Here is an 18,527-nt window from a genome sequence, read left to right on the forward strand (position 1 = left end):
GACCGGGGTCCGTTCATGCGCGGGCCCGGCGGGTCAGTCGTGCCAGGCCCCGGCTTCCTCCAGCAGCGGCTGGAGCGAGGCGAACACGGCCGGGGTGGCGGCCAGCGCCAGCTCCCCCGAGGCCGGTTCACCCGGCCGGCCGCCCGTCACGGCGCCGGCCTCCCGGGCGATGAGCGCTCCGGCGGCGAGGTCCCAGGGGTTCAGCCCCCGCTCGTAGTACCCGTCCAGCCGCCCGGCGGCCACATCGGAGAGGTCCAGGGCCGCCGATCCGGCGCGGCGGATGTCCCGCACCCTAGGCAGGATGCGCCGGGCCACCTCCGCCTGCTGCTCCTTGCGGTTTTGGAGGTAGGCGAACCCGGTCGCCACCAGCGCCTGGTCCAGCGGCGCGGCGGCGCGGCACCGCAGCCGCCGGTCCCCCAGCCAGGCCCCCTCGCCGAGCACCGCGTGGTACGTCTCCGAGCGCATCGGCGCCGCCACCACGCCGACGACCGTCTCGCCGCCGTACTCGGCGGCGATCGAGACGCTCCAACTGGGCAGGTCGTAGAGGTAGTTCACGGTGCCGTCCAGCGGGTCCACGATCCACCGCACGCCGCTCGTCCCGGGACTGTCGGCGCCCTCCTCGCCCAGCAGCCCGTCCCTCGGTCGGCGCTCCGCGAGGATGCTCGTGATCAGCTTCTCCGCCGCGATGTCCATCTCGGTCACCACGTCGATCGGGCTCGACTTGGTCGCCGCCACCGCCAGGTCCGCCGGCCGCCCGTCCCGCAGCAGCTCGCCCGCCCGGCGGGCGGCGTCCAGCCCCACCGCCAGCAGCTCCGCCTTGAGTTCCGCGGACGCCTGTTCGTCGATGCTCATGCTCGTCCCGCTCCCTACGCGTACGGACTGTCGACACCCGCGGCCGCCGGCCGGGGTGCTCGCGCGGGACAGCAGCCCACCGCGCAGAGGTCGTGGCTGGGACCGAGCGCCCCGAGCACGCATCGATCCACCGTTTCACCGCGCTCGACGGCCGCCCGCTCCAGCACGAGGTCCCGTACCGCCGCCGCGAAACGCGGGTCGGCGCCGACCGTCGCCGACCGGGCGACGGGCAGGCCCAGTTCGGTGGCCTTGGCCGTCGCCTCGGTGTCGAGGTCGTACAGGACCTCCATGTGGTCCGAGACGAAACCGATCGGCACCATCACCACCGCCGGAACGCCCGCTCCGTGCAGCGCCTCCAGGTGGTCGCAGATGTCGGGTTCCAGCCAGGGGATGTGGGGGGCGCCGCTGCGCGACTGGTAGACCAGTTCCCAGGGCAGTTCGGTGCCCGTCTCGGCGCGCACCGCGTCCGCGATCAGCCCGGCGACGTCGAGGTGCTCCTTGACGTACGCGCCGCCGTCGCCGTGCTCCTCGACGGGACCGGAGGTGTCGGCGGCCGCCGTCGGGATGGAGTGGGTGGTGAAGGCCAGGTGGGCGCCTGCTCGGACCTCCTGCGGCAGGGCGGCCAGGGAGGCGAGTACCCCGTCGATCATCGGCCGTACGAAGCCCGGGTGGTTGAAGTAGTGCCGCAGCTTGTCGACCTTCGGAAGCTCGGCGACACCCTCCTCCGCGAGCGTGGCGAGCGCGTCGGCGAGGTTCTCCCGGTACTGCCGACAGCCCGAGTACGAGGCGTACGCGCTGGTGGCGAGCACCGCGATGCGGCGGCGCCCGTCGGCGGCCATCTCCCGCAGCACGTCGGTGAGGTACGGGGCCCAGTTCCGGTTGCCCCAGTAGACGGGCAGGTCCAGCCCGTGCTCGGCGAAGTCCTTGCGCAGCGCGTCCAGCAGCTCGCGGTTCTGGCCGTTGATGGGGCTGACCCCGCCGAAGCCGAAGTAGTGCTGTCCGACTTCCTTGAGCCGCTCGCGCGGGATGCCGCGCCCGCGCGTGACGTTCTCCAGGAACGGCACGACGTCGTCGGGACCCTCGGGACCGCCGAAGGACAGGAGCAGCAGGGCGTCGTAGGGGCCGGCATCGGGTGCGCGTAGCTGGTCAGACATGCGTCGAATCCTGCCACCAGGCCGACTGCGGCGGGAAGCGGACCCGGCGGTCGGGCCCCTGTTCTGCGGGGTAAGGTCACCCTTACTTCAGTCTGTTTTCTCGCCATGCGGGTGCCTTGTCGGCGGTCGTAACCTGTAGAGGCCATTGACGTCCCTTACGGAGGGTCCGTGCCCAGTCCCTACCGCGCGATCTTCGCCGCCCCAGGAACCAAGGGGTTCAGCGCCGCCGGGCTCATCGGTCGCATGCCGCTCTCCATGGTGGGCGTCGGTATCCTGACCATGATCTCGGAGATCACCGGGCGCTACGGGCTGGCGAGCGCCCTCACCGGGACCGTCGCCCTCTCCGCAGCGGCCGTCGGCCCCCAGATCTCCAGGCTGGTCGACCGCTACGGACAACGGCGCGTACTGCGCCCCGCCACCCTCTTCGCCGTCTCGGCGGTGGCCGGCCTGCTGGTCGCCGCGGCGAAGGGTTGGCCCGACTGGACCCTCTTCGTCTTCTCCGTCCTCGCGGGCTGCGTGCCGAGCGTGGGTTCGATGGTCCGCGCCCGGTGGACGGCGATCTACCGCGACACCCCCAGCCTGCACACGGCGTACTCCTTCGAATCGGTGGTCGACGAGATCTGCTTCATCTTCGGCCCGATCATCGCCATCTCCCTGTCCACGACCTGGTTCCCGGAGGCGGGACCGCTGATCGCCGCCCTGTGCCTGCTGGTGGGCGTCTGGTGGCTGACGGCGCAGCGCGCGACCGAACCGCGGCCCCACCCGCACGAGGAACACGGGGACCGGACGTCTGCCCTGCGCTCGCCCGGACTCCAGGTGCTGATGGGCACGTTCGTGGCGACGGGGGCGATCTTCGGCTCGATCGACGTCGCCACGCTGGCCTTCGCCGACGAGCGGGGCCACAAACCACTCGCGAGTGTGATCCTCGCCGTGTGGGCCCTCGGCTCCTGCCTCGCCGGCATCGTGTTCGGCCTGCTGCACCTCAAGGGAACGGCCGAACGCCGATGGGTACTGGGCATCTGTGCGATGGGCGTGAGTATGATCCCCCTCCTACTGGCCGGGAACTTGCCGTTTTTGGCCGTGGCGCTCTTCGTCTCGGGCCTCGCCATCGCTCCCACGATGATCACCACGATGGCCCTGATCGAGGCGCACGTACCACGCGCGAAGCTGACCGAGGGCATGACCTGGATCAGCACCGGCCTCGCGGTCGGTGTCGCGGTCGGCTCCTCCGTGGCCGGCCTGGTCATCGACGCGGCCGGCGCCAAGAGCGGGTACGTCGTCTCCATGTCGGCGGGAGCGGCCGCGGCGGCGGTGGCGTTCGCGGGATACCGCCGGCTGACGAGGCCGGCGCAAGGGGAGGAGCCAGCCAGCGATGGGGACGGCGACAGCAGGGCGCAACGGGCCGGCCGGGGCGGCGAAGACGCCGACCGCGTGGCGTAACTGGGCGGGGAACGTCAGCGCGACGCCCGCCCGGGTGGTGGCCCCGACCTCGGTCGGGGAGCTGCGGGAGGCGGTCCGCCGGGCCGCCGAGGAGGGCTTGCGGGTGAAGGCGGTCGGCACCGGCCACTCCTTCACCTCGGCCGCCGCCACCGACGGGGTGCTCATCCGCCCCCAGGCGCTGCGGGGCATCACGTCGATCGACCGGACCGCCGGCACCGTCACGGTGGCGGCGGGCACCGTGCTCAAGGAGCTGAACGTGGCCTTGGCACGGGAAGGCCTGTCGCTCACCAACATGGGCGACATCATGGAACAGACGGTCGCGGGCGCCACCAGCACCGGCACCCACGGCACCGGCCGCGACTCGGCGTCCATCGCCGCGCAGATCCGCGCCCTGGAGTTGGTCACCGCGGACGGCAGGCTGCTGACGTGCTCGGAGAAGGAGAACCCCGAGGTCTTCGCGGCCGCGCGGCTCGGGATCGGGGCGCTCGGCATCGTCACCTCGGTGACCTTCGCCGTCGAACCGCTCTTCTTCCTGACCGCCCGTGAGGAACCGATGGGCTTCGAGCGGGTGACGGCCGAGTTCGACGAGCACGTCGCGGAGAACGAACACTTCGAGTTCTACTGGTTCCCCCACACCGGCAACTGCAACACCAAGCGGAACAACCGCAGCCAGGGCCCGGCCGCCCCGCCCGGAGCGGTCAGTGCCTGGATCGAGGACGAATTGCTGTCCAACGGCCTCTTCCAGGCCGTCAACTCGCTGGGCCGTGCCGTCCCGGCGACCATCCCCACCATCGCCCGGGTCGCGAGCCGGGCACTGTCGGCGCGGACCTACACCGACATCCCGTACAAGGTCTTCACCAGCCCGCGCCGGGTGCGCTTCGTGGAGATGGAGTACGCCCTCCCCCGCGAGCACGTCGTCGAGGCCCTGCGGGAACTCAAGGCGATGGTCGATCGGTCACCTCTGCGCGTCAGCTTCCCCGTGGAGGTACGCACCGCCCCGGCGGACGACATCACCCTGTCGACGGCCTCGGGGCGCGAAACGGCGTACATCGCGGTGCACATGTACAAGGGCACGCCGTACCAGGCCTACTTCACGGCCGCCGAGCGGATCTTCACCGCGCACGAGGGACGGCCGCACTGGGGAAAGGTGCACACCCGGGACGCCGAGTACTTCGGGCGGGTCTACCCGCGCTTCGGGGAGTTCACCGCCCTGCGGGACCGGTTGGACCCGGACCGGCTGTTCGGCAACGACTACCTGCGGCGGGTCCTGGGCGCCTGACGGCGGTTCACGGGGAGCTCGGCGTCGCTGTCGGCGTCTGTGGTGTCGGGGACGGCGACATCGGGGTGGTTGCCGGGGACGGCGTCGACGGGCTCGGGGGCGGCGTCGGGTCCGCGGAGCGCGAGGGCGTCGGGTCCGGCGCCGGGCTATCTCCGCCCTGGGAGCGCGCCGGGCCGGGGGAGGCTCCCCCGCTTTTGCCGTCCTCGTCCTTGCCGGTTCCGTCCTTGCCGTTCCGGCTCCCGGGCGCGTCCGGTTGCCGGTGGTCGGCGGCCTGACGGGTGCCGCCGGAGAGGAGCGTGCCGCCGCCGTCGCTGATCGAGGTGCCGGCCGCGGCCTCGTAGGCGCCGAGGCCGCCGATGGCTATGGCGAAGGCGGCCCCCGATGCCACAGCCGTGCGCTTCCAGCCCCGTACGCGGGTGCCGTGGACGGTGGCCTCGCCGTACTCGGCCTCCGCCGGCGTGGTCGGCCGGCCGGACGAAGGGTGCGTGCACTGCGGGCCGGGGTACTCGAAGCGGGCGCCGCCGCGCAACCGGTCGCCGGTGCGGCGAAACACGTGCTGGATGACGGGACCCCCGGCGGTGGCGACCACACTCACGACCCCGGCGCCCAGGATGGTCCCGTACACGCCCAGCTTCGAGGCGAGCAGCGCCGCCGCGACGGTGGCGAGGGAGGAGCCCGCGATCTGAGCGACGCTCAGGTCGAGCGTCTTCGTCTCCGGTGTGGTGTCGTCCTGTGCCATTCCGTGTGCGCCCTGCCTCTCGCGTGTCTCCTCTTCCGGCAGTTACAGACACCAGGACGAAACGGATAGTTCCACTTCAGGGGATTCTGTGAAGCAAGACACCCGAAAACGGACCACCACGCAGGTCGGCCTGGCCGGAACCCCGTTTCGAGGCAGGCCAACTCCCGCCGCCCAGGACAACTTCGGCGGCGCGGCGGTCCACCCAGGTGGCCCGAATGGAGTACTGTGGCGAGCCCTGGGGCCGTCCTTCCTTTCGGATGTCCGGACCCGGGAGAGGGGGCCGACGATGGAGAAACGGCACTCAAGACCGGCGATGCCGCGGTGTTGCACGGGTTTCTGATGCGCACAGTAATCGTTTGGTCACTGTGCGTGCCCAACAGGTAACCGTGCCATAACGGCGATCAAGGGCGCGTGCCCGACACGCCGGTTTAACTCGGCAAGGTTGTGGCAGGCTGCACCCGGGCAGGCCACACTCGACTAGCGGAAGCAGCGACGCACGTGACGTCGGCAGGCACCACCCGGGAGGTCCCCATGCCCGAACTGCGTGTCGTGGCCGTCTCCAATGACGGAACACGACTGGTGCTCAAAGCTGCCGACAGCACGGAGTACACGCTTCCGATCGACGAGCGTCTACGGGCTGCCGTGCGCAACGACCGCGCGCGCCTGAACCAGATCGAGATCGAGGTGGAGAGCCACCTCCGCCCCCGCGACATCCAGGCCCGCATACGAGCCGGTGCCTCCGCGGAGGAGGTCGCGCAACTCGCGGGCATTCCCGTCGATCGGGTACGCCGCTTCGAGGGACCCGTCCTCGCGGAGCGGGCGTTCATGGCGGAGCGGGCCCGCAAGACTCCGGTGCGCCGTCCCGGCGAGAACACCGGGCCGCAGCTCGGCGAGGCGGTACAGGAGCGGCTGACGCTGCGTGGCGCCGACAAGGAGTCCGTGCAGTGGGACTCGTGGCGGCGTGACGACGGGACCTGGGAGGTCCTGCTGGTCTACCGCGTCGCCGGCGAACCGCACTCCGCCGGCTGGACCTACGATCCGCCGCGCCGGCTGGTCGTGGCCGTGGACGACGAGGCCCGTTCCCTGATCGGCGAGTCCGACGACCTGCCGGCCACGCCGGAGCCCAGCTTTCCCTTCGTGCCCCGGATCGCGCGGCTGCCGCGTGACCGGCCGCTGGACCGTGCGCTCGACCGCCAGATGGAGCGGCCCGTCGCGCCGGTGCCGGAGCCCGAGGAGGAACGGGACACGCTGACCAGCCTGCTGGAGGCGGTGCCGAGCTTCCGGGGCGACATGGTGGTACCCGAACGCCCCGACGCCCCGGCGGAGGAGCCGGAGGCGGAGGAGCCCCCGGCCGCCTCGGCGGGCGCGGGTACGGCGTACGCCGATGTCCTGATGCCCCGGACGGTGGCCGGCCACCGAGAGCGCCTCACCGGCACCACCGACCGCCAGGCGGAGGCCGACGGTGTCCGTCCGGGCCGCCGCGCCGCGGTCCCGAGCTGGGACGAAATCGTCTTCGGCACCCGCCGCAAGAAACAGGAGTAACGGGGCCGGGAGCCGCCCCGCGCAACGGCTCCCGGAGACGGCGGCCGGAGGAGTTCGAGGCGTGGGGTCGGGCAGAACCCCGGGAGACCCGGCACGGCCGGGGCCGCTCCGCGCCTCGCACCCCGCGCGCAAACCCCGCGCCTCGCACCCCGCGGAGCACCCTCGGAGCGCCCGCCTCAGCCGGCGGAGCCGCCGGTCGCGATCGGCCGCCCCGGGTCCGATGACCAGTCCGACCAGCTGCCCGCGTAAAGCGCCGACGGGATTCCCGCCACCTCCAGCGCCAGCACCTCGTGCGCCCCGGACACGCCCGAGCCGCAGTACACCCCCACCGCCGTTCCTTCCGCCGCGCCCAGCGCCCCGAACCGCGAACGCAGCGCCGGCGCGGCGAGGAAACGCCCGTCCGGCGCCACGTTCTCGGTGGTCGGCGCCGACACCGCCCCCGGTACGTGGCCGCCGACCCGGTCGATCGGCTCGACCTCGCCCCGGTACCGCTCCCCCGCCCGCGCGTCCAGCAGGACCCCGGTCCGGGCCAGTGCGGCAGCCCCGTCCGCGTCCAGCACATCCATCGCCCCCGGGTTTGGCTTGAAATCACCTTCCTGGGGGGCCGGTTCCTCGGTCGTCAGTTCGCCGCCCGCCGCCGTCCAGGCGGGCAGGCCCCCGTCCAGCACCCGAACCTGCCCGTGCCCCGTCCAGCGCAACAGCCACCACGCGCGGGCCGCGGCCCACCCCTGTCCCCCGTCGTACACGACCACCGGCACGCCCGCGCGGACCCCGGCCCGCCGCATCACCGCCCCGAAGTCCTCGGGGTCCGGCAGCGGGTGGCGGCCACCAAGCCCCGTCTCACTGACCGGACCAGCCAGTTCGCGGTCGAGGTCGACGTACACCGCCCCCGGCAGGTGTCCCGCCTCGTAGGCGGGTCGCTGGTCGGGGCCGCCGAGCTGCCAGCGGATGTCCAAGAGCACCGGCGGGGTGGTTCCGGCCGACTCGCTCATCAGTTCGGAAGCCGAGAGGATCGCAGTCATGGGCCCATCTTCCTCCCCGCGCCCGGCTTCGGGTAGCCAGCCGGGCACCCGACGCACCGTGACGGCCCGGTCCGATCCGGTCATCTCTCGCCCGGGCGTGCTCCGTCCGGCCCGGTCGAGCCGCGCCGGGCCGCGCGGAGTGGAAGCATCAGAGAGCGACACCGGGACAGGGCTACGACGGAGGAGACTGCGGACATGACCGAGTCAGCGGAAACGACCAGGCGCCCGCCCGGCGCACCCTGCTGGGTGAGCCTGATGGTCCACGGTCTCGGCACCACCGAGGACTTCTACGCCGACCTCTTCGGCTGGGAGTACGTTCCGGGCCCCGTTCCGTTCGGTCCGTACGTCCGCGCCTTCCTCGACGGACAGGAGGTGGCGGGCATCGGCGAGATGCCTCCGGACCGGCACCTGCCCGTGGCCTGGACCACGTACTTCGCGACGGACGACGCGGACTGCACGGCCGAGTCGATCCGCGCGTGCGGGGGCACGGTCGCGGTCGGCCCGCTGGACGCGGGCAATGCCGGCCGACTGGCCATCTGTTCCGACCCACTGGGGGCGATCTTCGGGATCTGGCAGGCCGGCGCCCACCTCGGCGGCAGACTGCACGGGCACCCGGGGACCCCGGTGTGGAACGAGTTGCTGACCCAGGACACCTCGACCGTCGGCAAGTTCTACGAGCACGTCTTCGGCCACGAGGCCCGTGAACACCCCGACGCGTCCGCCGACTTCGACTACCTCGTCCTGCACCTCCAGGGCGCCCCGGTCGCCGCCGTCCACGGAGTGGGGCGCGCGCTGCCGCACGACCGGGGATCGCACTGGATGACGTACTTCGAGGTGGCGGACCCCGACGCGGCCGCCGCGCGGGTGGCCGAACTCGGCGGGCGCGTCATCCAGCCGCCGCGTGACCGGCTCAGCGGCCGGGTGGCGACGGTCGCGGACCCGGAGGGCGCGGTGTTCACCCTCGTACGGTCCTGGCCGCAGACAGCCTAGCGGCGAACGCGGCGCGCGGGGTGGGTCCCGTGGGCGTCGGTAGCCGGGGCCCCTGACCGGCGTCCGCCCCGGTGTTCAGGTCCGTGAGCCCCGCGCGCTCCCTGGTTCGGGGAGGCCGTCCAACAGTTTGCGTTCGGCCGAGGTGAACCGAGGGTGCTCCAGCTGCGGATGCCACGGGCCGATGAGAGCGGCCAACAGCACCCCGGGCCTGACCAGGGATGCCGGCGGCGCCTGGAGCGCCAGTACGTCGGTCAGGGCCGTGGCGGCGCGGTGCGACCCGGTCGCGGTACGGGACAGGCGGCTGACGTAGCGGTGGAGGAGCCGATCGGCGAGGTTCGGACGCTTGCCCGTGGTGGTGGAGAAGTGGATGTCCTGCCCGGCGGCAAGGGTCCAGGCGATGTCGACGGGGCGGGCGATGGCACGCTGCGCGCGGCGGGCCAGGCCGGAAGTCGGGCGGCTCACCAGCAGGTCCCGCAGGGCGAGGGCGCCCAGCGCGGCCACCGACATGCCCTGTGCGTACGTGGGGTTGAAGGTCGCGACGGAGTCCCCCACCGCCACCAGGCCGTCGGGCCACGATCCGAGCCGTTCGTAGTAGCGGCGCCGGTTCGCCGTACTGTGGGTGACGCTGACGTCCGAGAGCGGTTCGGCGTGTTTCAACAGGTCGGCCAGGATGGGGTGTCGCAGCGTGCGGGCGAACGATTCGAAGTCCTCCGCGGCTCTGGTGGGCTGTCCGCCTGGGGCGCCCATCAGGCTGACGTGCCAGCGGTCGCCCTCGATCGGCAGGATACCGCCGGAGTTGGCCGGCCCCGGCTGACGCGGGTCGGCCTGCACGCCCACCACCGGCCAGCCACGGGTGGGTACCGGGGCACGGTAGAGACGGCTGGCATAGACCAGGCCCGAGTCGATGTGCTCCTCGGCGATGTCGCCGATCCCCAACTGTCCGAGCCACCGGGGCAGACGGGAAGCGCGGCCGGAGGCGTCGACGACCAGGTCGGCGCGCAGCTCCGCTTCCGCGCCGTCGACGCCGCGGACGCGCACGCCCGTGACGGTGCGACCGTCACCGAGAAGACCGACGACGCCGGTCCGTGTGCGGACTCGTACCCGGCGGTCCTTGAGGACCTCCTGCCGGATGACGAAGTCCGTCAGGTCCCGGCTCGCGGATATCACGTAGTGGGTGGCTCGCCGCCAGCGGCGGTACCAACCCTCGGGAGAGTAGATGACCATGTCGGTGGTCACGGGTACGCGGTTGGCACCCATGGCGATCAGCCGGTCGACGCCGCCCGGCAGCAGCGCCTTGATCGCCTCCGCTCCGCCGGTCTGCAGCCAGTGGATGTGGGCGGCCTGGGGGACGCCGGTACGCGGCTGCGGCCCTGCGGGCAGTTCGTGGGCCTCGATGATCTCGACGCGGTCGACGTGGTCCTTGACCGCGGCCGCGGCGAGCATGCCGGCGATGCTGCCCCCGACGATCACGACGCGCTTCGGGCCCCGGCTGGGGGCATCACTCATGACGGGCTGCTTCCTACGGGCGCGCCGTGGCGCTCACGGACGTGTCGGACCACCGGCGAAGCCGCTCAGCCGGCAGCCCGTTGGCGGCTCGATGATCGTGCACGGCCCACCAGCCTATCGGTGGGGCCCCCTGCCCCTTGCTTTGTCCCTTGCTCAGACGTGGTTGACCGGGAGGACATCCGGGGAGAGGGCGCCCGCGTGGGCCGCGGCGGACGTCATGCGCCGGCGGTGGTGGCGGCGGCAAAGGACTTCGTAACCGATCTCCCCCGCCGGGCGGTTCACGTCGCCCACCACGACCTGGGCGCCCTCCACCACCATCTCGCCGTCTATCGTGCGGGCGTTGTGGGTGGCGCGGGCCCCGCACCAGCACAGGGCCTCCACCTGGAGCTGCTCGATCCGGTCCGCCAGTTCGATCAGGCGCTGCGAGCCCGGGAACAGCTTGGTGCGGAAGTCGGTGGTGATCCCGAAGGCGAACACGTCAAGGCCGAGGTCGTCCACGACGCGGGCCAACTGGTCGATCTGGTCGGGCGCGAGGAACTGGGCCTCGTCCACGATCACGTAGTCGGCCTTGCCGCCCTTGGACAACTGCGAGACCAGGTACGCGTACAGGTCCATGCCCTCCGGCGCCTCGACGGCCTCGGTCACCAGGCCCAGCCGCGACGACAGCTTTCCCTCGCCCGCCCGGTCGTCCCGCGTGAAGATCATGCCCTGAAGCCCGCGCGCGTCGCGATTGTGGGCGATCTGGAGCGCCAGCGTGCTCTTTCCGCAGTCCATCGTTCCGGAGAAGAACACCAGCTCGGGCATGGGAAGTACGGGGCCTTTCGGGTCGTGGTCGGGGCGGGGCGAGAGACGGGGCGGGGCAGGGTCAGCTGCGGACTTCGAGGAGGGGCACCAACTGCTCCGCCGCCGTCATCGAGCCGTGCATGCCGGCGAGCGCGGACTCGTTCGGCTCGTTGCGGCTCGCGGTGATCGCGACATCGGCGTGGGCCGCGGCGATGACGTCGCCGATCCGGCCGCGCACGCGCTCGTCGCACTCCCCCGACGGGCCGAACCAGCCCAGTTCCAGCGCCTCTTCGCGGCTCGCGACCCAGAAACGGTCACCGAGCACCTCGCGCCATACGGTCAGTACGTCGGCCTCCGCGCCCGGCACCGCGTACACGTGCCGCGCCCGGCCCTCGCCGCCGAGCAGGGCCACGCCGGCGCCCAGTTCCCAGTCGTCGTCGAAGTCGATCCGGGAGTCTTCGTCGAAGGGGACGTCGACCATGCCGTGGTCGGAGGTCACGTACAGCGCGGTACGCGGCGGCAGTTGCTCGGCGAGGCGCTGCACCAGCCGGTCGACGTACATCAGTTGGCCGCGCCAGGCGTCGGAGTCCACGCCGTGCCGGTGGCCGGCGCCGTCGAGTTCGCTGTAGTACGTGTACACGAGCGAGCGCTCACCGGCGGCGAGCTGGATCGCCGCGAGGTCCATCCGCTCCTCGCCGGTCATCCGGCCGTGGAAGGTGCCGCCACTGAGGGCGATCTTCGTCAGGGGAGTGGACTGGAAAGCGGGCGCGGACACCTGCGCCGTGTGCACCCCGGCCGCGTCGGCGAGCTGGAAGACGGTCGGGTACGGCTGCCAGGCCTTGGGCCGGGTCCAGGGCTGCCAGCGGAGCTGGTTCATCAGCTCGCCGGACGCCGGGTTGCGTACGGCGTAGCCGGGCAGGCCGTGCCGGGACGGCGGCAGGCCGGTGCCGACGGAGGCGAGCGAGGTGGCGGTGGTCGCCGGGAACCCGGCGGTGATCGGCAGACCCGTGCCGCCGCGCGAGCCGGCGAGGAGGGAGGCCAGGTACGGGGCCTCCTGCGGGTGGATCTTGATCTGCTCCCAACCCATGCCGTCGACCAGGAACACGCAGTTCCGGTCGGCCGGGGTCAGCTCGGCGATCCCGGCGGTGAGGCCGGGGACGCCCTGTCCGGCCGCGAGGGTCGGAAGGAGGTCGGCGAGGGAGCCGGTGCCGTACTGCGGTACCGGGGCGCCGGCCAGGTCCAGCAGCTCCGGCTCGTCCCAGTTCGGCGGGGCGGAGTAGGACATCAGCGGGCGGCCGTGGCCGCGGTCGCCTCGGACAGCGCCTGGGCGAAGACCAGCGTCTGGCGGACCGTCTCCGGGCCGTCGCCCGCCTCGCTGACGCGCAGGCTGAGGTCGTCGGCGGTGGAGTTGCCGGTGTAGCCGTGATCGGAGTCGCAGTTCGGGTCGCCGCAGGCGGCGGGCTCCAGGTCGATGCGCGAGACGGCGCCCCAGCCGATGGTCAGCACGACCTCGCGGGGCAGGGTGCCGGGGGTGTAGGACTCCGGGTTCGCGACGACTCGGCTGAGCACCACCGAGGAGATGCTGCTGAGCTTGACCGATTCGGTGGAGGTGGTCGCGTACGGGGACGGGGACCCGGCGTCGGCCGCTTGCTCGTCGGTGTGGCTCACGATGAAGCGGTTGTGGGTGAGCACGAGGACCGTGACGTGCCGGCGCACCTCGTTGGAATCGAAGGTCGTCTCCTGGTGCACCAGGTACGACGAGATCGACTCGCCGCCCACCGCGGCCTCCACGGCCTCGGCCACGAGGGTCGGGTAGTAGCCGCTGCGCTCGATCGCCGCGCGCAGCCCCTGGGTCGTCGTACCGGATTTCGCCATGAGGTCCATCCTAAGGCCCGTCCGGGGGACCTGGACCGCGCCAGGGCCGCCCTAGTAGCTGGGCAGCGTGCGCGGTCCGAGGTCGGTGCGGGCGGGCGGACGGGTCACGCGGATGGTGGCGCTCAGTACCGAGAGGCCCTCGGTGGCGACGACGACGGGCTCCAGGGAGACGCCGACCACCTCGGGGTGGTCGTCGACCAGCCGGGACACGCGCAGCAGGAGCTCTTCGAGGGCCGGGGTGTCGACGGGGTCGCTGCCGCGCCAGCCGAAGAGGAGGGGCGCGGCGCGGATGGATCGAATGAGGCCGAAGACGTCACGGTCGGTGGCCGGAACGAGACGGTGGGCGGTGTCGCCGAGGAGTTCGGAGGGGACTCCGGCGAGCCCGAAGGAGAGGACGGCCCCGGCGGCGGGGTCGATGACGGACCGCACGACGGTGTCGACGCCCCGGGGCACCATCGCCTGGACGACGGGGAGCAGTTCCTGCGGCTTGCCGAGCAGTTCGGTGAGTTCCTCGTAGGTGCGCCGCAGCTCGGCCTCGGTGGTGAGGTCGAGGCGTACGCCGCCGAGGTCCGCGCGGTGGCGCAGGTGCGGGGCGGTGGTCTTGAGCGCGACGGGGTAGCCCAGGACGCGGGCCGCCCGGGCGGCGGCGTCGGCGCTGGGCGCGGGGAGGGTGGTGGGGACAACGATGCCGTAGCGGGCGAGGAGGGCACGCGCGTCGGCCTCGGCGAGGGTGAGGACGGTGTCGTGCGCGGCGCCCGTGAGGAGCTCGGCCAGCTGGGCGGCGGCGCCCCCCTCGTCGATGTCCTCGAACTCGGGAACCTGGCCGGCGTCCGCGTTGGCCTGGCGCCACTGGGCGTAGCGCACCGCCTCGGCGATGGCCTTGACCGCCCGCTCCGCGGCCGGGTAGGCGGGAATCCGGCCTTGGCCCGCGGCGGCGCCGGGGGCCGAGGTGCTGTCCTCCCCCTCCCCGCTCCCCGCCGACACCCGGGGCCGCGCGCCCGCGAACGCCGGGGGTGCGGCTTCGGGCGCCGCCGGGGCGTCGGGCGAAGAGGCCGAAGGGGCCCGAGGGGTCGAAGGGGTCACGGGGGTCGAAGGGGTCGGTGCGTGCGGGCGCGAGGTCGTGGAGAGGGCGTCGGCGAGCGCGCCCAGCTCCACGTGCACCACCGCCACCGGCTTGCCGGGCCACTCGGCCACCGCCTCGCGCAGCGCACCGGCCAGGTCGTCGGCCAGCTCCTGCTCCCGCACCCACGGGATCGCCGTCACCACCACCGCGTCGCTGTCCGGCGAGGCCAGCGCCCCGGCCAGCGCCGCCCGGAAGTCCTCCGGCGAGGCCGCCGTCGTCAGGTCCAGGGGCGCCAGCGGCCGCAGCCCCTCGGTCAGGCAGGCGTCGTACGTGAGCACCCCCAGCGACTCGGAGTTGCCGAGGATCGCGACCCTGGGCCCGGCCGGCAGCGGCTGTCCCGCCAGGAGGAGGCCGACGTCGACCAGCTCCGTGACCGTGTCGACCCGGATGACGCCCGCCTGCCCGAGCAGCGCCGAGACCGTGGCGTCGGGCAGCCGGGTCCCCGGTACGACGTGTCCGGCCGGGGTGTGGCGCCCGCCGCGGGCCACGACCACCGGCTTGACGGCGGCCGTCCGCCGGGCGAGGCGGGTGAACTTGCGCGGATTGCCGAGGGTTTCGAGGTACATCAGCGCCACGTCGGTGGCTTCGTCGTCGTACCAGTACTGGAGGATGTCGTTGCCCGAGACGTCCGCGCGGTTGCCCGCGGACACGAAGGACGACAGCCCCGCGCCCCGGCGCAGCAGACCCGACAGCAGGGCGATGCCGATCGCGCCGGACTGGGTGAACAGGCCGATCCGGCCCCGCTCGGTGGTAGGGGACGGGGCGAGGGAGGCGTTGAGTTCGACATCGGGCGCGGTGTTGATCACCCCGAACGCGTTGGGTCCGATCAGCCGCATCCCGTACGACCGCACCTGCCGCAGCAGGTCGCGCTGGCGTTCTTGTCCCGCCGGGCCGCTCTCCCCGTACCCGGCGGACAGCACCACCAGTCCCTGCACGCCGTGATCGCCGCACGAGGCGACCACGTCAGGTACGCGCCGCGCCGGGACGGCGATCACCGCGAGGTCGACGGGGGCGCCGATGTCGGCGAGCGAGCGGTACGCGCGTACGCCCTCCAGCAGGTCGGCGTCGACCGCCTCGTTCACGGCGTAGAGATGACCGTGGAAGCCGGTGTCGCGCAGGTTGCGCAGCACCGCCGCCCCGACGCCCGCGCCGGACCGGCTGACGCCGATCACCGCCACCGAGCCGGGCGCCAGCAGCCGCTGCACGGAGCGGGCTTCGGCGCGCTGTTCGCGGGCACGCTGCACGGCGAGCGACTCGGCGGTGGGTTCCAGGTCGAGGGTGAGGTGGACGGAGCCGTCTTCGAAGCTGCGCTTCTGCTGGTAGCCGGCATCGGTGAACACCTTGATCATCTTGGTGTTGGCGGGCAGCACCTCGGCCGCGAACCGCCGGATGCCGCGCTCGCGCGCCACCGCGCCGATGTGTTCGAGGAGCGCGGAGGCCACGCCGCGGCCCTGGTGGGCGTCCTGCACCAGGAAGGCCACCTCGGCCTCGTCCGCGGGGGTGGAGGCGGGCCGTCCGTCGGGGCCGATCCGGTCGTAGCGGACGGTGCCGATGAACTCCCCGCCGATGGTCGCGGCGAGACCGACCCGGTCCACGTAGTCGTGGTGCGTGAAGCGGCGCACGTCGCGGTCGGAGAGCCGGGGGTACGGCGCGAAGAAGCGGTAGTACTTCGACTCGTCCGAGACCTGTTCGTAGAAGCTGACCAGCCGTCCGGCGTCGTCGGTGGTGATGGGCCGGATGCGGGCGGTGCCGCCGTCGCGCAGGACGACGTCCGCCTCCCAGTGGGCCGGGTACGAGAGGTCCGACTCGGTGGTCATGGGCACACCCTAAGGGGCGCATCCCCTCGGTGGCGCGTGCGCGGCGCATGAGGCAGATCAGGGCGGACGAGTGCAAGCTGGGGAAGGTCGAACGGCAGTGGGCCGGGGCTGAGGATCGGTCCGAGCATTCCGGGTGTCGTGAGAGAATGGTCTAGACAACCGTAAGAACCTGAAGGGCATCACCATGGCAGAGCGCCGCGTCAACGTCGGCTGGGCCGAGGGCCTGCACGCTCGTCCCGCCTCGATCTTCGTCCGGGCGACGACCGCTTCCGGCGTCCCGGTGACCATCGCGAAGGCCGGCGGCGACCCCGTCAACGCCGCTTCCATGCTGGCGGTTCTGGGCCTCGGTGCCCAGGGTGGCGAGGAGATCGTCCTCGCGTCCGAGGCCGAGGGCGCCGAGGCCGCGCTGGACCGCCTCGCGAAGCTCGTCGCCGAAGGCCTTGAGGAGCTCCCGGAGACGGTCTGAGCCCCCCGACCCTTCGGGTCGTCCGTTCGCGGCGAAGCCGCGGCGCCCGGTTCGCGGGGGCCGCGGCTTCGCCGCTTTTCCGCCCCACATTCCCACCCGTATCCCCGCTGCATTCTGCCGCATTCCCGCACGCCTTTCGGACACGGGAGATTATCCGGGCCCGCCGTCCGGCCCCGTCAACCGGCTCGACGCATTCGACCGGTGCGCACTTGGAAGGTGGACCCATGGCGGCCGAATATCCCTCCCCTTTTGTATACGGCTCGTGTTAATGCCGGCCGCTCGCCGTGTGAACGGCAGGTTGCGAAGTCCTCACCCTCAGCCGGTGTGAACCGGCCGCCCGGTCCGCGTGCAGCCCGGTGAGCGCCCGGGCGCGCTCGGCGTCACCCCGCGCCACCGCGTCGACGATCGCGCCGTGCTCGGCCCAGGAATCCACCGGCCGGGCCGGGGCCCGCACCACGTACATCCAGGCGATCTTGTGCCGGGTCTGGGTCAAGACGGAGATCAGCCCGGGGCTGGCGGAGGCCTGTACGAGCGTCTCGTGGAACCAGCCGCCCAGGGCGCGAAGATCCTCCCCCCGCCCGCTCCTGGCCCGCTCCTGGCCCAGCCTGACCAGACCTCGCAACACTTTGAGGTGGCCCTCGGTGCGCCGGCGGGCGGCCTTGGCGGCGGCGAGCGGCTCAAGGAGCGCCCGTAGTTCCAGCAGGTCCGCCGCCTCCTGGTCGGTGGGCTCGGCGACGCAGGCCCCCGCGTGCCGGCGGGTGGTGACGAACCCCTCCGCCTCCAGGGTGCGCAGCGCCTCGCGGACGGGGACGCGCGAGACCCCGTACCGGCGGGCGAGGACCTCCTCGGTCAGTCTGCCGCCCCGTTCGAAGACTCCGGAGACGATGTCGTCACGAATTGCTGTGCATACCGCGTTCGCAGGAATACGCAAGGCCGGACTCCGCTCTCATTCCGACTGCCGACCCTCAACCGTGAACGGCTGACCGCCGGCGTTACAGCCACGACCGTACTGCGACTCTATTGCAACACGCGACGAATTCCGAGAACGGCCGGAAATACTAAACATCGCCGGCGGGACGCGGGGCCCGGCAGCACACGCGGAAGGCCCCGGCTCGGTGAGCCGGGGCCTTCGACCGAAGCGGTGCCGTCAGACGTTGACGCCGTGCGAGCGCAGGTACGCCACCGGGTCGATGTCCGTGCCGTACGTGGCGCCGGTGCGGGCCTCGAAGTGCAGGTGCGGGCCGCTGGCGTTGCCCGTGGAGCCCGAGATGCCGATCTGCAGGCCCGCGGTGACCTGGTCGCCGACGGAGACGCTCAGCGAGAGCAGGTGCCCGTACTGGGTGTAGGTGCCGTCGTTGTGCCGGATGACGACGTTGTTGCCGTACGCGCCACCCCAGCCCGCCTCGACGACGGTGCCCGCGCCCACGGCGTGGACGGTGGTGCCCTCGGCGGCATGGAAGTCGATGCCCGTGTGGCTGCCGGAGGACCACATGCCGCCGCCGGCCTTGTACTGCGTGCTGACGTACGAGCCGTCGATCGGGGCGACGAAGGTGTTGAGGCGCTTGCGCTCCTCTTCGCGGGCCGCGCGCTCGGCGGCGTCGCGCTCGGTCTTCGCCTTGGCCTCCGCGAGCCGCTTGGCCTCGGCGGCCCGCGTCTTGGCATCGGCCTCGGCCTGCGCCTTGGCGGCGGTGACCTCGGCGGCGCGCTGCTGGGACTCGGCCTGGTACTCGATCTCGCTGTGGAGCTCGTCGGCGACGACCACGGCGCCCAGGCCGGTGTCCTCCATCGAGGGGGCGGCGGCCTTGTCCGCGGCGAACGCGGGGACGGCCAACGTGCCGACGACACCCGTGGTGGCGAGGGCGGCTATGCCGGCGTAACCGGCGGTCTTGCGGCTCAGACGACTGGAACCACGGTGCTTACCGGCGGCACGACTGCCCAT

At 72.5% G+C, this 18,527-nt stretch carries 16 protein-coding genes; 5 read left to right on the forward strand and 11 right to left on the reverse strand.

The genetic code is table 11. The features are described from left to right. Positions 1–33: 33 nt before the first annotated feature. Complete coding sequence (locus ACV7NM_RS08685) at positions 34–852, reverse strand: inositol monophosphatase family protein (protein WP_463409756.1); 819 nt, start codon at positions 850–852, stop codon at positions 34–36. Between the two features lie 14 nt (positions 853–866). Then, entirely contained in the window at positions 867–2,006 is a 1,140-nt protein-coding gene (locus tag ACV7NM_RS08690) for a ferrochelatase (RefSeq protein ID WP_463409757.1), read from the reverse strand. A 168-nt stretch (positions 2,007–2,174) separates the two neighbouring features. Between ACV7NM_RS08690 and ACV7NM_RS08695 the strand changes: the two genes are divergently transcribed. Beyond that, positions 2,175–3,446, forward strand: coding sequence for an MFS transporter (locus ACV7NM_RS08695; RefSeq protein WP_463409758.1), 1,272 nt, complete (start codon positions 2,175–2,177; stop codon positions 3,444–3,446). After that, the gene (locus tag ACV7NM_RS08700) at positions 3,379–4,725 is read left to right on the forward strand and encodes a D-arabinono-1,4-lactone oxidase (protein WP_463409759.1); all 1,347 of its coding nucleotides are present in this window, start codon (positions 3,379–3,381) and stop codon (positions 4,723–4,725) included. The genes ACV7NM_RS08695 and ACV7NM_RS08700 overlap by 68 nt, the downstream gene beginning before the upstream one ends. A 7-nt stretch (positions 4,726–4,732) precedes the next feature. Here ACV7NM_RS08700 and ACV7NM_RS08705 read toward each other — a convergent pair whose 3' ends face one another. After that, entirely contained in the window at positions 4,733–5,464 is a 732-nt protein-coding gene (locus ACV7NM_RS08705; protein WP_463409760.1) for a hypothetical protein, read from the reverse strand. Between the two features lie 531 nt (positions 5,465–5,995). Between ACV7NM_RS08705 and sepH the strand changes: the two genes are divergently transcribed. After that, complete coding sequence (gene sepH, locus ACV7NM_RS08710; RefSeq protein ID WP_136212591.1) at positions 5,996–7,006, forward strand: septation protein SepH; 1,011 nt, start codon at positions 5,996–5,998, stop codon at positions 7,004–7,006. Between the two features lie 176 nt (positions 7,007–7,182). On the opposite strand, the gene ACV7NM_RS08715 is transcribed toward sepH, so the two are convergent. After that, positions 7,183–8,028 carry a sulfurtransferase gene (locus ACV7NM_RS08715; RefSeq protein ID WP_463409761.1) on the reverse strand — a complete coding sequence of 282 codons (846 nt, stop codon included), beginning with the start codon at positions 8,026–8,028 and terminating at the stop codon, positions 7,183–7,185. Between the two features lie 195 nt (positions 8,029–8,223). On the opposite strand from ACV7NM_RS08715, the gene ACV7NM_RS08720 reads away from it, so the two are divergent. Beyond that, a complete protein-coding gene (locus ACV7NM_RS08720; RefSeq protein WP_463409762.1) occupies positions 8,224–9,018 on the forward strand; it encodes a VOC family protein in 795 nt (264 codons plus the stop codon). Between the two features lie 75 nt (positions 9,019–9,093). Here ACV7NM_RS08720 and ACV7NM_RS08725 read toward each other — a convergent pair whose 3' ends face one another. From ACV7NM_RS08725 to ACV7NM_RS08745, 5 genes are all read right to left on the reverse strand, one after another. After that, positions 9,094–10,524 (reverse strand): NAD(P)/FAD-dependent oxidoreductase, encoded by a 1,431-nt coding sequence (locus ACV7NM_RS08725; protein WP_463409763.1) that lies wholly within the window; start codon positions 10,522–10,524, stop codon positions 9,094–9,096. A gap of 153 nt (positions 10,525–10,677) precedes the next feature. Continuing rightward, complete coding sequence (locus tag ACV7NM_RS08730; RefSeq protein ID WP_463409764.1) at positions 10,678–11,328, reverse strand: thymidine kinase; 651 nt, start codon at positions 11,326–11,328, stop codon at positions 10,678–10,680. Positions 11,329–11,389: 61 nt separating this feature from the next. Then, entirely contained in the window at positions 11,390–12,592 is a 1,203-nt protein-coding gene (locus ACV7NM_RS08735; RefSeq protein ID WP_463409765.1) for an alkaline phosphatase family protein, read from the reverse strand. Beyond that, entirely contained in the window at positions 12,592–13,182 is a 591-nt protein-coding gene (locus ACV7NM_RS08740) for a DUF5998 family protein (RefSeq protein ID WP_463409766.1), read from the reverse strand. Before ACV7NM_RS08740 ends, ACV7NM_RS08735 begins: the two co-directional genes overlap by 1 nt. Before the next feature lie 51 nt (positions 13,183–13,233). Further along, positions 13,234–16,122, reverse strand: coding sequence for a bifunctional acetate--CoA ligase family protein/GNAT family N-acetyltransferase (locus tag ACV7NM_RS08745; protein WP_463409767.1), 2,889 nt, complete (start codon positions 16,120–16,122; stop codon positions 13,234–13,236). A 184-nt stretch (positions 16,123–16,306) separates the two neighbouring features. On the opposite strand from ACV7NM_RS08745, the gene ACV7NM_RS08750 reads away from it, so the two are divergent. Then, positions 16,307–16,588 (forward strand): HPr family phosphocarrier protein, encoded by a 282-nt coding sequence (locus ACV7NM_RS08750; RefSeq protein ID WP_079430157.1) that lies wholly within the window; start codon positions 16,307–16,309, stop codon positions 16,586–16,588. Positions 16,589–16,853: 265 nt separating this feature from the next. On the opposite strand, the gene ACV7NM_RS08755 is transcribed toward ACV7NM_RS08750, so the two are convergent. Both ACV7NM_RS08755 and ACV7NM_RS08760 read right to left on the reverse strand, forming a co-directional pair. Next, positions 16,854–17,519 (reverse strand): GntR family transcriptional regulator, encoded by a 666-nt coding sequence (locus ACV7NM_RS08755; RefSeq protein WP_463409768.1) that lies wholly within the window; start codon positions 17,517–17,519, stop codon positions 16,854–16,856. 216 nt (positions 17,520–17,735) lie between these two features. Continuing rightward, the gene (locus ACV7NM_RS08760) at positions 17,736–18,527 is read right to left on the reverse strand and encodes a M23 family metallopeptidase (protein ID WP_463409769.1); all 792 of its coding nucleotides are present in this window, start codon (positions 18,525–18,527) and stop codon (positions 17,736–17,738) included.

This window comes from Streptomyces sp. Tek67B01 (assembly GCF_055231995.1).

Excerpts from the sequence above, each read along its gene's own strand:
- ACV7NM_RS08685 (WP_463409756.1), bottom strand. The coding sequence starts at position 852 with ATGAGCATCGACGAACAGGCGTCCGCGGAACTCAAGGCGGAGCTGCTG.
- ACV7NM_RS08690 (WP_463409757.1), bottom strand. The coding sequence starts at position 2,006 with ATGTCTGACCAGCTACGCGCACCCGATGCCGGCCCCTACGACGCCCTG.
- ACV7NM_RS08700 (WP_463409759.1), top strand. The coding sequence starts at position 3,379 with ATGGGGACGGCGACAGCAGGGCGCAACGGGCCGGCCGGGGCGGCGAAG.
- ACV7NM_RS08705 (WP_463409760.1), bottom strand. The coding sequence starts at position 5,464 with ATGGCACAGGACGACACCACACCGGAGACGAAGACGCTCGACCTGAGC.
- sepH (WP_136212591.1), top strand. The coding sequence starts at position 5,996 with ATGCCCGAACTGCGTGTCGTGGCCGTCTCCAATGACGGAACACGACTG.
- ACV7NM_RS08715 (WP_463409761.1), bottom strand. The coding sequence starts at position 8,028 with ATGACTGCGATCCTCTCGGCTTCCGAACTGATGAGCGAGTCGGCCGGA.
- ACV7NM_RS08720 (WP_463409762.1), top strand. The coding sequence starts at position 8,224 with ATGACCGAGTCAGCGGAAACGACCAGGCGCCCGCCCGGCGCACCCTGC.
- ACV7NM_RS08725 (WP_463409763.1), bottom strand. The coding sequence starts at position 10,524 with ATGAGTGATGCCCCCAGCCGGGGCCCGAAGCGCGTCGTGATCGTCGGG.
- ACV7NM_RS08730 (WP_463409764.1), bottom strand. The coding sequence starts at position 11,328 with ATGCCCGAGCTGGTGTTCTTCTCCGGAACGATGGACTGCGGAAAGAGC.
- ACV7NM_RS08735 (WP_463409765.1), bottom strand. The coding sequence starts at position 12,592 with ATGTCCTACTCCGCCCCGCCGAACTGGGACGAGCCGGAGCTGCTGGAC.
- ACV7NM_RS08740 (WP_463409766.1), bottom strand. The coding sequence starts at position 13,182 with ATGGCGAAATCCGGTACGACGACCCAGGGGCTGCGCGCGGCGATCGAG.
- ACV7NM_RS08745 (WP_463409767.1), bottom strand. The coding sequence starts at position 16,122 with ATGACCACCGAGTCGGACCTCTCGTACCCGGCCCACTGGGAGGCGGAC.
- ACV7NM_RS08750 (WP_079430157.1), top strand. The coding sequence starts at position 16,307 with ATGGCAGAGCGCCGCGTCAACGTCGGCTGGGCCGAGGGCCTGCACGCT.
- ACV7NM_RS08760 (WP_463409769.1), bottom strand. The coding sequence starts at position 18,527 with ATGGGCAGTCGTGCCGCCGGTAAGCACCGTGGTTCCAGTCGTCTGAGC.